The sequence below is a fragment of the Halococcus salsus genome (assembly GCF_009900715.1).
Lineage (GTDB): Archaea > Halobacteriota > Halobacteria > Halobacteriales > Halococcaceae > Halococcus > Halococcus salsus.
Genome location: NZ_JAAAJC010000001.1, coordinates 1 through 19,570 on the forward strand (window position 1 = coordinate 1; position 19,570 = coordinate 19,570).

General features: G+C 59.5%; 16 protein-coding genes. 10 read left to right on the top strand and 6 right to left on the bottom strand.

The window, feature by feature from the left end; genetic code table 11:
- Positions 1-748: 748 nt before the first annotated feature.
- Positions 749-2,752, top strand: coding sequence for a hypothetical protein (locus tag GT355_RS00005; RefSeq protein WP_205250423.1), 2,004 nt, complete (start codon positions 749-751; stop codon positions 2,750-2,752).
- Between the two features lie 386 nt (positions 2,753-3,138).
- Here GT355_RS00005 and GT355_RS00010 read toward each other — a convergent pair whose 3' ends face one another.
- On the bottom strand, positions 3,139-4,068 hold the full coding sequence (locus tag GT355_RS00010; RefSeq protein ID WP_160132614.1) for a glycosyltransferase family 2 protein: 930 nt from the start codon (positions 4,066-4,068) through the stop codon (positions 3,139-3,141).
- A gap of 160 nt (positions 4,069-4,228) precedes the next feature.
- On the opposite strand from GT355_RS00010, the gene GT355_RS00015 reads away from it, so the two are divergent.
- Positions 4,229-6,487 carry a hypothetical protein gene (locus tag GT355_RS00015; protein WP_240145680.1) on the top strand — a complete coding sequence of 753 codons (2,259 nt, stop codon included), beginning with the start codon at positions 4,229-4,231 and terminating at the stop codon, positions 6,485-6,487.
- Positions 6,488-6,646: 159 nt separating this feature from the next.
- Here the strand turns inward: GT355_RS00015 and GT355_RS00020 are convergent, their stop codons facing one another.
- On the bottom strand, positions 6,647-7,843 hold the full coding sequence (locus tag GT355_RS00020) for a glycosyltransferase family 4 protein (protein WP_160132615.1): 1,197 nt from the start codon (positions 7,841-7,843) through the stop codon (positions 6,647-6,649).
- A gap of 420 nt (positions 7,844-8,263) precedes the next feature.
- Here GT355_RS00020 and GT355_RS00025 point away from each other — a divergent pair, with 420 nt between their 5' ends.
- Positions 8,264-9,766 carry an oligosaccharide flippase family protein gene (locus tag GT355_RS00025; protein ID WP_160132616.1) on the top strand — a complete coding sequence of 501 codons (1,503 nt, stop codon included), beginning with the start codon at positions 8,264-8,266 and terminating at the stop codon, positions 9,764-9,766.
- 97 nt (positions 9,767-9,863) lie between these two features.
- On the opposite strand, the gene GT355_RS00030 is transcribed toward GT355_RS00025, so the two are convergent.
- Entirely contained in the window at positions 9,864-10,520 is a 657-nt protein-coding gene (locus GT355_RS00030) for an acyltransferase (RefSeq protein WP_160132617.1), read from the bottom strand.
- Positions 10,521-10,532: 12 nt separating this feature from the next.
- Positions 10,533-11,561 carry an alkaline phosphatase family protein gene (locus GT355_RS00035; protein ID WP_160132618.1) on the bottom strand — a complete coding sequence of 343 codons (1,029 nt, stop codon included), beginning with the start codon at positions 11,559-11,561 and terminating at the stop codon, positions 10,533-10,535.
- A 308-nt stretch (positions 11,562-11,869) separates the two neighbouring features.
- Between GT355_RS00035 and GT355_RS00040 the strand changes: the two genes are divergently transcribed.
- On the top strand, positions 11,870-13,093 hold the full coding sequence (locus GT355_RS00040) for an inositol-3-phosphate synthase (RefSeq protein WP_160132619.1): 1,224 nt from the start codon (positions 11,870-11,872) through the stop codon (positions 13,091-13,093).
- Positions 13,090-14,436 carry an alkaline phosphatase family protein gene (locus tag GT355_RS00045; protein ID WP_160132620.1) on the top strand — a complete coding sequence of 449 codons (1,347 nt, stop codon included), beginning with the start codon at positions 13,090-13,092 and terminating at the stop codon, positions 14,434-14,436. Before GT355_RS00040 ends, GT355_RS00045 begins: the two co-directional genes overlap by 4 nt.
- Positions 14,437-14,451: 15 nt before the next feature.
- Here GT355_RS00045 and GT355_RS00050 read toward each other — a convergent pair whose 3' ends face one another.
- Both GT355_RS00050 and GT355_RS00055 read right to left on the bottom strand, forming a co-directional pair.
- Positions 14,452-15,165 (bottom strand): fumarylacetoacetate hydrolase family protein, encoded by a 714-nt coding sequence (locus GT355_RS00050; RefSeq protein ID WP_160132621.1) that lies wholly within the window; start codon positions 15,163-15,165, stop codon positions 14,452-14,454.
- A 69-nt stretch (positions 15,166-15,234) separates the two neighbouring features.
- Entirely contained in the window at positions 15,235-15,930 is a 696-nt protein-coding gene (locus GT355_RS00055; RefSeq protein ID WP_160132622.1) for an SOS response-associated peptidase, read from the bottom strand.
- 160 nt (positions 15,931-16,090) lie between these two features.
- Between GT355_RS00055 and GT355_RS17885 the strand changes: the two genes are divergently transcribed.
- The 5 genes from GT355_RS17885 to GT355_RS00075 all read left to right on the top strand — a co-directional run bounded on the left by GT355_RS17885 (position 16,091) and on the right by GT355_RS00075 (position 19,553).
- On the top strand, positions 16,091-16,240 hold the full coding sequence (locus tag GT355_RS17885; protein ID WP_192927930.1) for a hypothetical protein: 150 nt from the start codon (positions 16,091-16,093) through the stop codon (positions 16,238-16,240).
- The gene (locus GT355_RS00060) at positions 16,237-16,623 is read left to right on the top strand and encodes a PIN domain-containing protein (RefSeq protein WP_160132623.1); all 387 of its coding nucleotides are present in this window, start codon (positions 16,237-16,239) and stop codon (positions 16,621-16,623) included. The genes GT355_RS17885 and GT355_RS00060 overlap by 4 nt, the downstream gene beginning before the upstream one ends.
- Before the next feature lie 136 nt (positions 16,624-16,759).
- Entirely contained in the window at positions 16,760-17,140 is a 381-nt protein-coding gene (locus GT355_RS00065; RefSeq protein WP_160132624.1) for a hypothetical protein, read from the top strand.
- Between the two features lie 43 nt (positions 17,141-17,183).
- Positions 17,184-18,470 (top strand): ornithine cyclodeaminase family domain, encoded by a 1,287-nt coding sequence (locus GT355_RS00070; protein ID WP_160132625.1) that lies wholly within the window; start codon positions 17,184-17,186, stop codon positions 18,468-18,470.
- A 138-nt stretch (positions 18,471-18,608) separates the two neighbouring features.
- Positions 18,609-19,553, top strand: a complete 945-nt coding sequence (locus GT355_RS00075; RefSeq protein WP_160132626.1) for a phytoene/squalene synthase family protein — start codon at positions 18,609-18,611, stop codon at positions 19,551-19,553.
- Positions 19,554-19,570: the final 17 nt, after the last annotated feature.

Sequence of the window (19,570 nt, forward strand, 5' to 3'; positions counted from 1 at the left end):
TGCCATCGTCGCGGAGTCGACGGCGGGTCACTTCGAGGTACGGAACACGCGTATCGGGGTCGACCCCGACGGGGTTCGGGCCGTACTGGGCAAGGAGCCCGACGGCGGCGCGTACGAACCGCCGGCCGAGCCCCACTCGGCCGTCTTCCGGAACGTGAGCATCACCGGCGACGCCAGCAGTAACGGCGCGATCAAACTCGTCGACCGACCGGACTCCCTCGTCGATGGGTGTTGCATCCGTCAGGACGGCTCCGACCGCGATGGGGTCGTCGTCGTGAACTCCGACGGCTGCCGGGTGAGAAACAGCACCATCGACGTGACGAGTCGGCAGGTCGTCGAGGACGGTTCGTCCGTGTCACAATCCAATCTCTCGGACAGCGGTTCGTGCCCGGCACCCAATGACGCTGCAGGTGACGACCTTCCACGCCAGCTCACGTTCACGAGCGACGGCGGCGAGTTCAGCTACTCGTTCACGGTGAGTGGCGACCTCGTGAAGTCCACCGCACGTGGCGCGAGCATCGACCCGAACGACACGGTCTCCGGGAGCAGCGCAACGGGGCAAGGTAACGGCGGCACCGATAGTTACGGTTTCTCGGGCGACCTGCTCGGTATGAACTTCGACGGTGATGCGACGGTCTATCTCGACGGCACCGTTATCGACCCCGACGACTACGCAGCACCTGGTAACGACCTCCCGCACAAACTTTCGTTCGTGAGCGACGGCGGCGAGTTCGAGTACTCGTTCACGGTGAGCGGCGACCTCGGAAAATCCACCGCCCGCGGCGCGACCATCGACGACAAGGACACCATTTCGGGGGACACGGCGACTGGACAAGGGGGTGGCGGGGGCGTCGATAGCTACGGATTCTCGGGCGAGATCGAGTCGCTCGACTTCGAAGGTGACGCCACGGTCTACCTCGACGACGACGTTATCGACCCCGACGGCTTCGCACAGGATACGCTCACCATCGCGAGCAACGGCGGTCGGTTCTCGTACACGGTTTCAGTGAGCGGCGACCTCACGAAATCGAGCGCGAACGGCGCGAGCATCGACCCCAACGACACGATCTCGGGAAGTACGGCGACCGGGCAGGGTGGCGGCGGAGGCGTCGACAGCTACGGGTTCTCGGACGAGATCGAGTCGTTCGATCTCGATGGTGACGCTACCGTTACGTTGAATGGCGACCGGATAAATCCGGCTGATTACCCGGATAAGGTCCTTTCGTTTACCGGAAACGGCGATTTCAACTATAGGGTTTCGGTTAGCGGGAATCTCGCGAAAAGTACAGCTAACGGGGGAAGCATCAACGACGAGGACACCATTTCCGGCAGCACTGCCACTGGCAACGGGATCGAGGACGGTGTCGATAGCTACACCTTTACTGGCGAGATTCGCCGACTCGATCTCGACGGTGACGCTACCATTACACTGAATGGTGAGACCATCGAGCCGGACGAACGCTCACAAAACGTGATTTCGTTCGTGGGGAACGGTGACTTCGAGTATACGCTCGCAACGGGCGGTGCTCTCGAAAAGAGCACAGCAAACGGGGGGAGCATCAACGATGACGACACCATTTCCGGCAGTACTGCCACCGGTAACGGGATCGCGGACGGTGTGGATAGCTACGTTTACTCCGGTGACATCGAAGTCCTCGACCTTGAGGGTGACGCTACCGTCACGTTGAACGGCAACGAGGTCGATCCGGATGCGTATCCGGACAACGTCCTTTCGTTCATTGGGAACGGCGACTTCAACTACGAGGTCTCCGTTGGCGGGAGCCTCGCGAAAAGTACGGCCAATGGAGGGAGCATCAACGACGAGGACACCGTTTCCGGCAGCACTGCTACCGGCAACGGGATCGAAGACGGTGTCGATAGCTACGCTTACTCCGGAGACATCGAAGCCCTCGACCTTGAGGGTGACGCTACCATCACACTGAACGGCGACCGGGTAGACCCGGATGATTACACAGTACCTGGTAATGACCTTTCACATCAACTCTCGATCGTGAGCGAGGGTGGGGAATCCACCTACTCGTTGACTGTGAGTGGTGACCTCGAAAAATCCACGGCACGCGGTGCAAGTATTGATGACAACGATGTCATCTCGGGAAGTACAGCGAATGGACGGACTAACGGGGGAACCGACAGCTACGGATTCTCAGACGAGCTTCTTGTACTATCCGTCGACGGCAATGCCGAGGTCTATCTGGACGGCAACGGTATTGACCCAAGCGACTACACGGACAGTGTAATTTCGTTCGTGGGGAACGGTGACTTCGAGTATACGCTCGCAACGAGCGGCGCTCTCGAAAAGAGCACAGCAAACGGGGGGAGTATCAACGATGACGACATCGTTTCCGGCAGCACTGCCACCGGCAACGGGATCGCGGACGGTGTGGATAGCTACGTTTACTCCGGTGACATCGAAGTCCTCGACCTTGAGGGTGACGCTACCGTCACGTTGAACGGCAGCGAGGTCGATCCGGATGCGTATCCGGACAACGTCCTTTCGTTCATTGGGAACGGCGACTTCAACTACGAGGTCTCCGTTAGCGGGAGCCTCGCGAAAAGTACGGCCAATGGAGGGAGCATCAACGACGAGGACACCGTTTCCGGCAGCACTGCTACCGGCAACGGGATCGAAGACGGTGTCGATAGCTACACCTTTACTGGCGAGATTCGCCGACTTGACCTCGACGGTGACGCCACTGTCTCGATAAACGGCCAACGGCTCAATACGGTTTGATCGCAATATCCGGTCCCGAGCTAGTCCCTGTCGATGTACACGTGTTTGGTGGATGTGTTATACAGAGTCGCTTCGGTGCTTGGAGCCCGCTGGCCTCCAATCTTGCTAGCGATGTTTTAGCTTGACTAGCGACTGGTCCGATACGGTCATACATGAAATATATAAACATGATTCAGATAGCGGCGAACACCTGATTTCAAACGATGCATACCTGATCAAGGCATACAGTGCGTTGTCTAGCTGTATTCCGAGTGCTCAAATACACTAATGAATATCCCGTTTGAGAACGTCTCTGCGCTCGATTCTCTGCAAACCAACCGTCGAATTGATGACACCGTCGCTAAGCCAGTGTTGCAGAGATCTCTGATGTGTTCTTGCCTCCTCACCTATCTAGCTAACCCACGGAGATACTGCTCGTAGAGCCCACCGGCGGCACGGGCGAGTTTGCTGAGGTAACCGATCCCGTAGAGCCCGACCGTCTCACGAGCGGTCGGCGTCGTCGCGTCGGTCAGTCGGCCGTAGAACGTCCGTGGACGGAGCGGGAGGAACTTCCGTGGGTCGAGTGGGTGTGAACTCCCGGCCCGTTCGGGATGGTAGCGCCGTCGCTGGATCGACCCGCGGCCGACCCGGAACTGCTTTCGAAGCCACGCCCCGAGCGTCGTCCGTGCCGGATGGTAGACGGTGATATCCGGCTCGAAGTACTGCGTGAGCCCCGCGTCGTGGACACGCTCGCCGAACTCCCCATCGCCGCCGGAGATCAGGCGCGAGTCGAATCCCCCGACGTGGTCGAAGACGGACCGCCTGACGGTCAAGCAGGCGGTGACGGTGAAGTGCGCCTCTTCGAGGTACCGTCGGACCGTGAACCCCAGGGCGCGGTCGTAGGTCGCCGTCAATGACCCCTCGCCTACGACGTACGTCTCGATGTCACAGCCCATGTAGTCCCAGTCGTTGGCCTCGGCCGAGGCGACGATCGACTCGGCCCAGGTCGGCTCGACGGTCATATCCGCATCGATGAACGAGACGAGGGAGCCACGGACGTGCTCGATGCCTCTGTTTCGAGCGGCGTAGGAACTCTGGATCTCGTCCTCGACCAACAGGGTGACGAGCTCCGGGTACCGCTCACAGTACTCCCGCACGACCGCCCGCGTGTCGTCGTCGGAGCCGTTGTCCACGACGACGACCTCGTAGCGGGCGGTCGGGTAGGTCTGTGCGACCAGTGATTCGAGCGTCGTCCGGATCCCATCCGGGTCGTTGTAGACCGGCACGATGACGGAGAGCCGTGGCGAATCCGCCGTGTGTCGGGACGAGGAAGACATGATATTCGGTTGTCGACCAGGGGCGACTTAAGTGGTCGAGAACGCCACCGGGTTCGAACGGACCGGAGTAGTGGGTCGTGGAATATCGTTCAACACCGCTGAAAATTTATACGATGATTACGTCTCACACTACGGTGTTTAAATAATGGACGATATGGGTGTGCGTGAAAGGGACGAATCCGAGGGGACGGACCAGGTCGTTTCTCGGCATCCGACCAGACGGCGCGAGTACCTGAAGCTAGCAAGCACCGCTGCGGTGTCGGCGGTGGGGCTCGCGGCGACGTCCGGACAGGCCAGCGCCGCGACGACGGTCGGCGGCGTCCGGTTCGGGAACACGGTGAACATGGTGAACGAGGCGGGGTGTAACCCGAACGGGAGGGGGTCGTGCCACGACGAGGTCATGGAGTACGCCGACGACGACACCCTGTTGGTGTTCCCCGAGGGAACCTATCGGCTCGATACGGGGCCGAACACCCGAATCGACCTCCAGGGCTACGACAAGTTCGGCATGATCGGGAAGGGCGGCGGTGCGACGTTCGAGTTCACCAGCAACACCGACGGTTACAAGGACATCAATGTCGACGACGTCGGGCAGTTCGTCCACCGGAACATCGATTGGGACATCACGGCGAACAACTGTGCACCGGGGTTCGCCGTCAGGGCACGCGACCGGCTCTTCATCAAAGATTGGAACGTCAACGGGCGGCAGGACAAGGACGGCGGGTTCACGCTTCAGCCCGGTATCGCGAACCCCGACGGGGTCGGTATCATCAGACAGTTCGATGCGAGGGACGGGTGTGAGATCGGCAGCGTCGAGCGCAACGGCGTGCTCGTGGCGTCCGGACGAAACAACGGCACCCTCCGGTTCATCGACTGCCACCTCGAGGAGTTCTCGAACAACGGGATCTACGCCGCCGCCTCCGGCGGCCCGATCCAGGTCGAAGGCGGCACGTTCCGGAATTCGGAGCCCTCCCAGCTTCGGTTCTCGGGCGAGGGGAGCTACGTCGACGGTGCGACCGTCGAACTCGACATCTCGAAGATGCCACGGGAGTACGGCGAGCAGATCGAGAACGCCCGCGGGATCTGGTGGGAGACCAAGAACACGACGCCCCTCCGCAGCGGCGGCGAGATCCGGAACACGGACGTTATGATGCGAAACGCCGGGCCGCCGCCTCTCGAGGAGACCTCGCCGAACTCCTCGGCAGGCATCCTGATCCCCTCCGGTGGCGTCACCATCAGGGACTCTACGGTTCGGGTGGATATTACGCCCCGTCCGGCGATACACGCCCAGGGACCGCTCCAGTCGAACCTTCCCGAGCCCTATCGGGTCGTGATGGACAACGTGACCGTCGAGGGATCCGCCAACGACTGGGCGGCCGTCCAGATCGAGGAGCGACCGGGGTCGGTGATCCGGGGGTGTGAGTTCGACATCGGCTATCGGAACGGGGTCGTGCTCGCCGAATGCGACGGCTCGACGGTGAAGAACACGACCATCAACTCGCGGTACGGTGGGGGTCGGCCGATAGTGCTCTGGGGCACGGAGGCCAGTATCGATAACGTCTCCACGAATAGCAGCAATCCGCTGCCCAGTGGGGGCGACGGCGACGAGATCTATGGACCGAGTCCAATCAACAATGACTCTGACTCGGACGAAAATCAAAAGAATATGGTCTCAATAGAAGGAAACGGTGACTTCAGCTATCATCTGTCGGTAAGCGATAACCTCGAAAAGAGCACGGCAAATGGGGGAAGTATCAACGACGACGACATCGTCTCTGGCAGCACTGTTACTGGCAACGGTATCGAAGATGGTGTCGATAGTTACACTTTCTCTGGAGGACTCGAATCATTCTCCCTTACTGGTACGGCCACGGTGACGCTGAACGGGAAACAGGTCGATCCGGACGAATACCCAAACAATGTGGTCTCGATCGTTGGGAACGGCGATTTCGAGTATATGCTTGCAACGAGCGCCGACCTCGAGAAGAGTACCGCCAATAGTGGAAGTATCAACGACGGTGATACGATCTCTGGTAGCACTGCTATTGGTGATGGCATCGAAAACGGGGTTGATAGCTACGTTTTCTCTGGCGAGCTCGAAGCCTTCCAAATTCATGGCGACGCTATCGTAATGCTGAATGGTGAGACTATCGACCCGGATGAGTATCCCAGTAACGTAATCTCGATAATTGGGAATGGCGACTTCGACTATCGGCTCTCAGTAAACGGTGCCATCGCAAAGAGCACGGCAAACGGGGGAAGTATCAACGACGAGGACACCATCTCCGGCAGCACTGCTACCGGAAATGGAATCAAGAACGGCGTCGATAGCTACGTTTACTTCGGTGACCTCGAAGCTCTCAATATCAACGGTGCCGCGACTGTCATGAGAAACGGTCGACAGAGAAATGATCGATGAAAACCCAAGCGTCTCATAGACTATACGTGGGATCTCCCTTGCACTGTTCAGATCGCAGTATACATCCCACGCTACTCTCTCCAAGTCAAAAAAGTTCACTGTGCCAGTTTGTAGGCCGTTTGTAACCGTTTCACTTTGCCTGCAAAGACTTGCTTTACGTTATTTCTGGTAGGACTCGATCGTGTTCTCGAACGCTGTTACTATGCTGTCACCAGCAGCCTCGAGACTGAAATTCTGCTGGACCGTTTCCCGAGCACGATGTCCCATGGTCTCTCGCATATCATCATCGGATAATAGCTTCGAAACCCCATCGGCCAAAGCAACGGAATCACGGGGTTCAACAAGCAGTCCGTTCTTTTCGTGTTCGATCAGCTCTGGGATGGCAGATACAGTGGTTGACACACAGGGCGTTTCCATTGCCATTGCCTCTTTAAGAACAACCGGCATCGCGTCCCTGTCCCCATCTGAGGCGATGACGCAAGGAAGAACAAATACTGAAGCCTCATCGAGTTCTTGATGCAGACGGCTATCGTCTACATGTCCAAGAAAGACAACTCGGTCCTCAACCCCTAGATCGCGTACTTGATTTCGGAGTGCTTCTTTTTGCTCACCTGTACCAACGATGTGATATTCGACATCTGGATATGTTTCCGAAAGCTGTCCCAATGCCTCGATAGCATATTCGATCCCCTTTTTTTCCACCAATCGAGCGATAGTCAGGATTCGACCGGGTATCTCTTGGTGCGTTGGGTCGTACTTCGATACACGGGTGGTTGCTGGAACTACCTCAATAGGTAGTTTCACCTGAAGTTGCTTACGAAGGTACTCGCGGTTGTACTGGGAGGGGGCAATAACTCGATCCATCCGGTTGAGAAGGGCGTTGAGTAAACGGATGTCCGGGTTCCTAAATATCTCGTAAGCGTGGGCTGCTACCGTACACGGAATTTCGAAGTACTTTGCTGTATAGGTTGCAGGAAATTTGTTTGGGTGTGCAAAGTGGCAGTGGATTATGTCCGGCTCCCAATCTAAGTTCCTGATGTATTCGATGCACTGTCGGGTCAAATGGAGATATCTCGCGTGATTTTTGGGAGTCGTACGATAGAGTACCTGACGGAGTACACGAGCGTTCAGTATCACAGGGTCCAACAAGTCCGGGAGATCCCTTGGAGTTGGCTGTGCCGCATATCGTACAGGGATCTCAAGTTGGCTATACTCTTGATGCTGAATCTCCTCACCTGGGTTCTGACGAGCAAATACTGCGACATTATGGCCGCGACGGTCGAGTTCAACGATTTCATTCAACACAAAACTCTGTGAGAGCTTGGGATAGTTTTTTAGATAATACAGAATGTTCATACCACCCATCTATCGTCTCCGTGGCCTTGAAACAACCGGATCGGACCTATTCATCTGCATTGCGTTGGTCTCCGGGATGAATGCCTACCTTTACAAAGAAGTTCGCTGCTTGGCAAGTACGACCCGGTTCACGTAATTTCAATGCACTCAGACATAGCTGCTCAACTGAGATGTTCGTCCACGTGTGTTTCGAATGGACCATCCATGCTTCGTACAATGGAGAAAATTGCCACAAATGACGCTATACACTCGTATATACACGCACCTGATGAACTCTGCTCTCCAAGTAGGAGTTGTGTGGTGTCCGAAAAACCAATTTTTGCATATACCCCTGTCACCTAGAGGGAGACCGGATTTTAGCCCAGCAGCATAGCAATCAGATGGAAAAACTCATACTGGTCTCAAAACGACCAATGCTGAATGGCTGACAGACCTGAGTCGGGGATCTCTGCTGCACTTCGGTCGGTTGTACGTGGCGCAGGCGCACAAGTCATTGGGTTAGGTGTCGCGCGAGTTCTTGGATTCATTGCAACATATCTCCTAACCCGTAGTCTGGGAGCAACGGCTTATGGCATCTATTCATACGGAAAAGTATTGCTCTCAATAACGAGCACCATCTCAAATTTTGGAACAGACCAATCGATTGTTCGTTTCGTTCCGAAATACACAAATGACAGAGCAGCACAAAACCGTACGATTGGACTAGCTATTGTCACGTCGCTTGTTGGGGGCATTATTGTTGGACTTACGCTATACTGGGTGGCACCAGTGATCTCGGAGTACACGCTCGATCGTCAATTGTTGGTGTCGATCCTCCGGTTGTTCGCAATCGCTCTTCCTGCAATGACTCTCATTGGCTGTATCTCCAGTGTCTTCCGGAGTTTGGAACTCCCCGGCTACCAGATACTTTCTGGAAATATCATTCGCCTTGTTTTCCGTGTTTTGGCTATTGGAGTAATTGTTGCAATTGGTGCTAGTTTGGTCGGTGTTGTCGTTGCGGAAGTTATTGCAACAGTTCTCGCCCTCCTCTTTGGAATCTATTTATTTGTCAGAAAAACTGATTTTTGGCCCAACCTCCACAGCACCAGCCCTGGATACCGAGAGTTTTACAACTTCTCTGTCCCACTCACGATGACCGACACCGGGCGGTTATTGCAGAGTCGTATTGATATTTTGATGGTCGGTATCTTTCTCCCCGGGAGTGCGGTTGGTATCTATAATCTCTCATCGGTGCTGTCGCAGGTTCTCGACATTCCCTCTGTTGCGCTCAACACAATTTACCCTTCTATCGCTTCCCGAATGTATAGCAATAACGAACGGGGAGCGTTGGAAGCACTATTTACCCGGGTTACTCGTTGGACGTTCACACTAGCGCTTCTACCGGCAGTTGGTCTTTTCATTTATTCGAGTCAAGTTCTTTCGATTTTTGGAGAGGGTTTTAGAGCAGGGATGGCGGTCCTTTCTCTGTTCGTACTTTCGTCACTCTTGAATTCCGCGACCGGGCCTACCGAATACACACTCATGATGACCGACCATCAATACCTATTGCTAGCGAATAGATGGGGTGGGGGAATATCCAACGTCATCCTCAATTATCTATTTATCACCCGATACGGTCTCATTGGTGCCGTGTCCGCTACCGTCATTATCTCCGCCATTGTTGACATCGCCAGCCTTATTGAGGTCTGGTACACCGAAGGACTCTTTCCTTACTCGCTAACGTTTCTTAAGCCGATCACCGCCGGTCTTGCCTGCGGAGCAGCCTTGAAAGGGTGGGAAACACTCTCATTGGTGTCGGGATTCCCGCTTTTAATTATCGGTGCTGTCATTGGTACGGTCACTTATATAATATCCTTGTTGGTATTGGGTATTGAAGAAGAGGACCGTGAGTTCCTCACAGACATACGGTCAAATATAACTTAGCTGCCTATATCGGTATCATAGTGGTATCCATACGGCTGGTAGGAAAAATAATACACATATATGATACGTTGTGGTACTCGGGTGGGGCGTGGCTACCCTAGTCCCAAGATACACCTTCTTCGATGACCCTCGCAGGTGCCCCAGCAACAAGCGTTTTCGGTGGTATGTCTCTGGTAACGACGCTCTCGCTCGCGATAACAGCACCTTCGCCCACTACCACTCCCTTTTTAATACGGGTGCCGGAACCGATCCAAACGTTGTCGTTGATCGTAATCGGGGCTGTTGTTGGTTTCGTTTCTTCGTCCGTAAAGAGGCTATGTCGGTCGGTGTCGCTGAGGGCAACATCCCATGCGATCGAACATCGGTCTCCGATCTCGATACGATCTTCACAGAGCAATCGAAACTCTGAATTAACGAACGAATTGCCAATCGAGAAATCCCCCTCTATTCGCAGCACTGAGCCGTGCCCGATCCTCGGCAGTCCTCCACCAGCGTGTATCGTCGCATCTGATGCAACAGACAGCTTGGTTGGTGAAAAGGCGCGAGATGATGCGGGTTCGATCGAACCTACGAAAAACACGTTATCGATCTCTATATCTGAAGAATCAGCAAGGTCGACAGCCGCTTTCGAATTGAGAATTATCGACAGGGGGTCGTTCCCCGTTCGTTTGGAATAGTAGACGGTCTTTGCGAGCCCAAGAGGACCGATGCGGCGTAGGATATCTGTGTGGGTTCCTACTGTGTTTGGAGGCATGAGTTGCTATGTTCAGAGATATCCAAGAGCTTCGAGCATTTCTTGTTGGCTTTTATCATTCGATTCGACTTCTATATCTGGATGGTGCGATTCTGTGTCCTTCGCTGATGTGACGAGCCATGGGACACGCCGAACCTTCGGGTGCAGCATTCCAACACGGTGCTTATAGCCCTTTTTTCCAAGAAACCGCTCGCCGAATGCCTCACCATGGTCAGCTGTGATCGCGACTTTCTCTGCTTCATAGTTCGACAACAAGGTATCTATGGCATCTATTCCTAACTGTAGTTCTTCGAGGTACCGGTTCCAGAGGTTTCGCCTCGATAGCGTTCCATCTCGAAGCTGATTGAATGGAAACCGCTGCCAGTCCTCTAATTCTGCTTGTTCACCCGACTCAACGGCACTATAGTATGGATAATGGGGTTGAATATAGTGAACGATCATCTTCTCCGGGTTCTCGGTGCGTCCCTGCTGAATAGCCAAATCGGTGACTAATTCTGCAGAAGGGTGAGGTCGGTCAACATGCCCTCCGGAAGGTGTTCTTGCGTCCCGCAGACTTCCTACAGAAACGAATTCGTGGAGTGCCTTTTTCGGAAGGAAATCCCATTTAGTTGGACTCCAGCTAGCGTTATCGACATCCTCTGGCAGCTTTTTTCCGTCGAGCACTTGCTCAACTAATAAATTTCCTGCGATGTAATCTGTTCTGTTGATCTGAGCCGAGTAAGGTGCTCGAAACGTTTGTGCAGTCCATTCGAGAGTTGACCCGCCCACAGACAGACGAGACTGCAAGGAGGCATCTCCCAACCAGCTATACCTATTTCTGTTCCTCATCTCCAACAAACCATCCAGTCGGCAGGTATCCAAAAGTATCAGCAAATCCCAATCGTCGTCGAATACATTATCCCCTATGGGATATCTAGAAAATGCGGCAGCCTCAAACCCGGAAATTAGCGATGGGGCTCTTGATGTGACATATTCCCGAACCATCTCCGGATTGCGTATTCCCTTAGCGATCTTGTGAGATATCGAACTCAACATGGCCACTGACCTCATCTCGCTGCCGCCGCTGATAAAGCTTGATATCAGGTTCGATTGCCAATAGTTCTCTGTTGGATCTCGCATTTGACTTGATGCGAAATAGAAGAACTTTGTTCAGTCACAAATACGACAAATGGTGAGATACAAAGATTGGCATTTTGACAACAGTGAAAAACAAGTAGAAAAAGTGATACGAAGGGGGTAAGGGTGCTCACTCCGATGATTGAAACTGTGTTGAATACTATCTCGAAGGGAAACAGAACGGTGTTCAAGCGATTGTTGCGGACCAACAAGCATGTCTGGGGCTGGTACTGGTGACGACCGGTATCTGGCTCGTCGGCGCGCACGGTAACGTCGCCACGACCGCGATGGTGGGCGCACGCGCCATCGCGCACGGCGTGACCGGCACCGAAGGAATGGTGACCGAGCGCCCGCCGTGCGACGCGCTCGATCTTCCCGATGTGGATTCGTTGGTCTTCGGTGGGCACGACGTCCAGTCCGGGAGCGTCGTCGAGACGGCCGAGGCTCTTCACGAACGGAACGGCGTACCCGGCCGTGCGGCGCTCGACGCGGTTCGCGACGACCTCGCCGCCATCGACGACCGGATCGAGGTCGGGACGGCGCGGAACTGCGGGACGACGGTCGAGCGCCTCGCCGACGAGGCCGCGGACGAGGGGGGTTCTTTGCGAACGGTCACCGAGGAGATCCGGGCCGACTACGAGGCGTTTGCCGAGGCCAACGGGTTCGACCGGGTCGTGGTGGTGAACGTCGCCTCCTCGGAACCGATCCCGCACGACCCCGCACGGTACGACACCGTCGAGGCGATCGAAACCGCCCTCGACGATGACGACCCACTCCCGGCGAGCTCGCTCTACGCCTACGCCGCGCTCAGTGGTGGGTACCCGTTCGTGAACTTCACGCCGAACGCCGCGAACGCGCTCCCCGGGCTCCGCGAACTCGCCAAGCGCGAGAACGTCCCGCACATGGGGCGCGACGGGAAGACCGGCGAGACCCTCATGAAGTCCGCGCTCGCGCCGATGTTCGCCGACCGCAACCTCCGGGTGGAGTCCTGGGAGGGCCACAATATCTTGGGGAACGGCGACGGCGAGGTCCTCGAGGACGAGGAGAACAAGGCCGGAAAGCTCGACAGCAAGGGCGGCGTGCTCGACGGGATCCTCGACGAGGACTTCCACAACCGCGTCCGGATCGACTACACGCCCGCGCTCGCCGACTGGAAAACCGCCTGGGACGACATCCGGTTCCGTGGCTTCCTGGACACACAGATGAAACTCCAGTTCACCTGGGAGGGCTCCGATTCGGCGCTCGCCGCCCCGCTCGTGCTCGACCTCGCACGGCTGGTGGCCTACGCCGATAGGCAGGGTGAGGGGGGGCTCCAGCCCCACCTCGCCTCGTTCTTCAAGGCCCCGCTCGGCGTCGACGAACACCGTCTGGCCGCACAGTTCGACATGCTCGCCGACTACGTGGCGCGCCACACTGCCGAAACTGACGGCGGCGCGGACGCGGAGGGGGGCGTATGACCGACACGGGTCGAGCGGTGGTGCTCGACGTGATCGGGCTCGAACGCGAGCACGTCGACGCGGGGCTCGCACCGAACATCGCCGAGCTGGTTCCCGAGCCCGCGCGTGCGGACCTCGAGATGCCCTTCCCGGCGGTGACCCTGCCAGCCCAGTCGACCCTCGCCACCGGCCGATCTCCGAAAAATCACGGCGACGTCGCGAACGGCGAGTACGACCGCGACACCGACTCGGTGGCGCTCTGGGAACGCGACCGCGAGGGTCGGAACCGGCTCTGGGAGATGGCGAGCGAAGCCGGACTCACCACGGGCGTGTTCTGCTTCCAGCACCTCATCGGGACGAGTGCCGACGTGGCGCTCACGCCGTCGCCGATCGAGGACGAGGACAACAACATCCTCGAGATGAACTGCTGGACGAACCCTGACGGCTTCTACGACGAACTCGAAGCCGAGTACGGCCACTTCCCCCTTCACACCTACTGGGGACCCGGTGCGAACGAGACCTCCTCCGAGTGGATCCTGAACGCCGCCCGTGAGTCGGTCGAACGCTACGACCCCGACCTGCTCTGGGTCTACATCCCCCACCTCGACTACGCCGGCCTCGCCCACGGCCCGAGCAGCGACGAACTGGCGGACGCCATCGGGGTGGTCGACGACCTCGTGGGAGGGTTCCTCGACTCGCTCCGTGGCGACGACCGCTGGGACGAGACCGCGGTCCACGTCGCGAGCGAGTACGGCTTCCACGACGTCGACACCCCGATCTATCCGAACCGTGCGCTCCGCGAGGCAGGGCTTCTAGAAGTCCAAGACGACGGCGAGGGCGGCGAGGAAGTCGACTTGGAGGGATCGAACGCGTTCGCGATGGTCGATCACCAGGTCACACACGTCTACGCCGACGAGGGCGCGGTCGACGACGCCCGTGAGGCCCTCTCGGACCTGGATGGCGTCGAGCACGTGCTCGGCGAGAGTGGTAAAGAGGAGTGGGGCGTCGCCCATCCCAACGCGGGGGATCTCGTGCTCGTCGCCGAACCCTCGGCGTGGTTCCAGTACTACTGGTGGCACGAGGACGAGGACGCGCCGTTCTACGCCCGCGACATGGACATCCACGCGAAACCGGGCTTCGATCCCGTCGAACTCTTCTTCGGCGACGAGGGACTGGTCTCGCTCGACGCCACGAAGGTCGGCGGGTCACACGGCCGCGGGGACGTCGACGGATTCTACGGGATCGGTGGTCCGGCGGCCGACGCGTCGATCCCGGACACCGTCGACGCGCGGGCCGTCACGCCCACGCTTGCCGACCGTCTCGGGGTCGACGTCGAGATGGACTTCGAGCGCGACCCGCTCTGAGCCGGTTTCGATGGGTTACTCGACGGTGTTTGTGAGGGTTCCGACGCCCTCGTAGGTGATCGCGATCTCGTCGCCGGGTTCGATGAGGCCGGGATTCGCCGGGCTGCCGAAGGCTATCACGTCGCCCGGTGCGAAGGTGAACCGCTCCGAGAGGAACGAGACCACCTCGTGGGGGTCGAACAACATCTGCTCCGTCGTGGCCTCCTGGCGCACCTCGTCGTTGATCACGGTCTCCATCTCGATTTCTGAAGGGTCCACATCGGTCTCGATCCACGGGCCGAGCGGCGCGGAGCCGTCGAAGGCCTTCCGCGCGGTGCGGCCGTCCTGGTCGAGCGCGTCGAGGTCGTTCATGACCGTGTAGCCGCGCACCACGTCCGTGACCTCCTCGGGCGTGAGGTTGGTACACGGCTCGTCGATGACGGCCGCGAGTTCGCCCGCGTAGGTGAGTTCGTCCGTGAATTCGGGGTACTCGATCGGACGGTCGGGCGGATGGCGCGAGACGGGCGGTTTGATGAAGAAGTCCGGTCGGTCGGGTTTGTCGTAGCCCATCTGGTCGATCGTGGCCGCGAAGTTCCGGCCCACACAGAAGAAGGCGGACGGCTCGCAGGGGGCGAGGAGTTCGACGTCGGGCGCGTCGAGTGGGTAGCTCGTGCCGTTCGCCATCACTGCGCCGCCGTCGTGTTCGCCGGCGACGACCCCGTCGGTCGTCCGAGCGCGTGCGAGTCGCATAACGGACTCCCCTCACGAGGCGAACATAGCGCTTTCCCTCGCTCGATCCGCGGCTGGGTTCGGAACGGATCAGGCCGGTGCGGGGTCGACGAGGGCGGGCGAATCGTTCGCGGGGTTGTTGACCGCCGTCGAGACGGGGTAGGCGTCCATCGCGCCCTCGTAGGGGTGGAGCACGTCGGTGCCGCCCTCCGCGAGCCACCGCTCCTCGTCCGCCGGGTCGAGCACGACCGCCATCCGGTGATGAAGGTCGCTCACGACCTCGTTCGGCTCGGTGGTGACGATGGTGAACGTCTCGACGGTGTCGGTCTCGCGGCTCGGCTCGTCGTCACCGCCGAACTCCGCGAGCCCGGTCTGTTTCTGCGGGGGCTGCCAGCGCTCGTAGAGGCCCGCCATCGCGAACGGGGCGTCGTCCTCGAGCCGCACGCGGTAGGGCCGTTTGCCGTCGTCGGTTTCCGTCCACTCGTAGAAGCCGTCGGCGAGCACGAGACATCGCCGGGACTTGTAGGCACCACGAAAACTCCGTTTCTCGTCGATCGTCTCGGCCCGGGCGTTGATGAGGCGATTCCCGATCGACTCGTCGTCGGCCCAGCTCGGCACGAGCCCCCAGCGGAACTCCTGGATGGCCTCGGGCGCGTCGTTCGTGACCACGGGCAGGTGCTGGCCGGGTGCGGCGTTGTATCGGGGCTCGGGCGAGCGCTCGAATCGCGCGCCGAAGCGGTCTTCGAGGTCCTCGGGCGGCGTGAAGAGGGTGTAGCGTCCGCACATGGGAGAGAGTGGGTTGCGACGGGAATAACCCCGTCGGCCGTGCCTCTCGGCGATGCAGTAGCGGTCGGTGGTGAGCGTACTACGATCGAAGCTCGAGACGAACGAAGTACGCACCACGAACGCCCGACTGTTTAAATCGGATCGGGACGAAAAAGCGGATATGAGTCTGATCGCCGATGATTTCGCCGAGTTCGTTCCGGACGGGGACGATGACGACGACCGTCCGCTCGGCGACGCCCTCGCGTCCCTCGCGATAGATATCGACCTCGATTCGGTCGAGGTGGTCCGGGACCTCCGCGAGCGACCGTGAACTGTTTCGTCGATACGAACGTCCTCGTTGCCGTCGTGACCGCCGAGGACGGGCGTGCCGAGACCGCAGTCGCGGTGCTGAACGAACACGAAACCTGCACGTCCGTCCTGAACCTCATGGAACTCCGAAGCGTCCTCTCGAAGAAGAAACGCTTCGAGCGCGACCGTATCGAGGCGATCGAAGACCGGATCGTCGACCACGCTACGATCTCGGTTCTCGACGCATCCGACGTCCTCGCTGCAAACCGCCTCCAGCGCGAGACGTATCTCTACCCGATGGATGCACTGATACTCGCTGCAGCCGAGGCCGCCGATGCAACGCTCGTCTCGTTCGATGCGGAGCTGCGGGAACACGGGGCGAAATCACCGGAGACGGTACTGTAACTGGCGGGGACGACGGTGGTCGGGTGACGAACGGATTCACTGATCTCGTCATGGCGACGACCGGGATGGTTCGCTCCCGTCCGTCGTCGGCCAAAGTATAAAGCTCTGAACGCCGTATTTCGGCCCGTCAGTCGCTATGTCCAACGACCCCTCCTTTTCGATCCCTCGTCGTCCGGAACGGCGCTACTCGCGCCACGCGGGGCTCGAATACGAGGGTACCACGGTCTTCTCGCTGTCGCCCGCCGTCGACCACACCGACGACGACCTCGACGGCCTTCTCAGAGGAGTGTTCGACGACGGGCCCTACACCTACGGCGACTGGTTCGACCTCCCGATGGCGCTCTACCTCGTCCACGACACCGAGACGGGCGACGTCTTCCGGGTGTCGGTCCGCGACGGCCGGGTCGAGTTCCACGTCCTCCCCGAGACCGACCCGGCGGGGCTCCGGAACCTCTATCACCGGCTGTGCGAGCGGACGGACCACCGCTGGACCGTCGAGCGCCACGTCGAGGGCTGACCGGACCCACAATCGACTTATTCACCCCCAGGTATGGATGGGTATGACTGTCTCACGCGAGGTCGAGCTCTCGGGGCACATCATCGACTCGGGGATGATGCAGTCCTGTTTCGTCGCGATCATGGATCTCGGTGGATCCTTCGAGGTCGAGGAGTTCCGTGTGGGCCGCACCGAAGTCGAGTCGTCCTACGCCCGGCTGACGGTGCTCGCCGACACGGAGGAGGACCTCCGGTCGATCGTCCACGAACTCCACCAGAACGGCGCGAACCCCTCCCATCCCGTCGACGCGAGCCTCGACCCCGCGCCCGACGACCAGGTCGTCCCCCCCGACTTCTACTCCACCACCAACCACCCGACCGACATCCGCCACGAGGGCGAGTGGGTCACGGTCGAGCGCATCGAGATGGACTGTGCGGTGGTGGTGGAGAACGAGTCGCGGAGCGACTCGACGGCGAGCGGGGAGCGAAGCGAGCCGCGAGCGGCGGACGATTCGGACGGCGTTCGGGCGTACACGAAGGTCCTGAACGCCATCGAGGAGGGAGATCGAGTCGTGACCGGTGAAACCGGTATCAGGGTCCGGCCACCCGAACGACCGCGGGGCAGGGAGGGCGCGTTCGGCTTCATGCAGGGCGGGGTCTCCTCCGAGCGCCCCTCGAAGTCAACCATCAGCAAAGTCGCCGACGCCATCGCCGAGACCAAGCGCGAGGGCGGCTCCGTGCTCGCGGTCTGTGGCCCCGCCCTCATCCACTCCGGAGCTAGAGAAGCGCTCGCACGGCTGGTTCGCGAGGGGTACGTCGACATGCTCTCGGCGGGCAACGGCTTCGCGGTCCACGACCTCGAACGCGACGTCTACGGCACCTCGCTCGGGATGGACACCGAGACCCTCGACCACCCCCGGAAAGGCCACAAACACCACATCTACACCATCAGCCAGGTCATTCGTGCGGGCTCGATCGGTGACGCGGTCGAACAGGGACTGGTCGAATCCGGCGTGATGTACGAGTGCGTGACCAACGACCGGCCGTTCGTGCTCGCGGGCTCGATCCGGGACGACGGCCCGCTTCCCGACACCATGACCGACGCGGTCGAAGCCCAGAACGCGATCCGCGAGCAGGCCCACGAGGCCGACATGGTGTTGATGCTCTCGACCCTGCTCCACTCCGTCGCGGTCGGCAACTGTCTGCCCTCCTCGACCCGGGTGATCTGCGTCGACATCAACCCCGCCACCGTGACCCAGCTCCTCGACCGTGGCTCCGCGCAGGCCGTCGGGATGGTCACCGATGTGGGGACGTTCGTGCCGATCCTCGCCGAACAGCTGCTCGACGAATAGCCCGAATCCGACCCGACGTCGGTTCGCCGGCGTGCGAAAATCCTCGCCGGATAAGATGACGTATGAATTATAATTCTTGCTTAGATGTTACAACGTACAAACACATAAGTCGCTCTCGCCCGAACGGAACACAACGACATGGTTGACGGAACCCAGCTCGCCGAAAGCAAGGCGATCCATCGGCGGACGGGGACGACGTTCTACGTCGCGACGCGGCTCCTCCCCGAGCGCGTTCGCCACGCCACCTACGTCCTCTACGCCTTCTTCCGGGTCGCCGACGAGGTGGTCGACGACCCCGACGGCCCGCCGCCCGACGAACAGCGCGACCGGCTCGAAGCCATCCGCCGTGCCGCGCTCGACGGGGAGACCGACGACAGCGTGCTCGCGGCCTTCAGCGAGCTTCGCGACCGGTACGGCATCCCAGAGGCCGCCGTCGACGAGTTCGTCGACGCGATGGCGACCGACATCACGAAACGCCGCTACGCCGACCACGACGAGCTCGACACCTACATGGGTGGCTCCGCGGCCGCGGTCGGCGAGATGATGACCGCGGTGATGGACCCGGACGACGCCGACACCGCCCGCCCCCACGCCCGCACGCTCGGCGAGGCCTTCCAGCTCACCAACTTCCTGCGCGACGTTCGCGAGGACGTGATCGAGCGCGACCGGATCTACCTTCCGCAGACCGTCCTCGACAAACACGGCGTCACCGAGACCCAGATCGAGCGCTTCGAGATGGACGACGACTTCGCGACGCTGATGGCGAGCGAGCTCCGGCGCACGGAGGAACGCTACCGCGAGGGCGTCGCGGGCATCAAGTACCTCCCGCAGGACTGCCAGTTCCCGGTCCTGCTCGCCGCCGTCCTCTACGCCGACCACCACCGGCTGATCCGCGAGCGCGATTACGACGTGCTCTCGGCGACACCCGAACTGAGCACGGCGCGGAAGCTCTCCTTGCTCGCCCGCACCCGGTGGCACTGGCTCTGGAACAAGGACCCCGACGCCGTCTTCGCGAAGGTCAGCACGGTCGCACACGTCCCGACGCGCCACCACGGACCCGAGGGTGCGGCCCCGATGCGCTGACGACGAGGCTTCGTTTT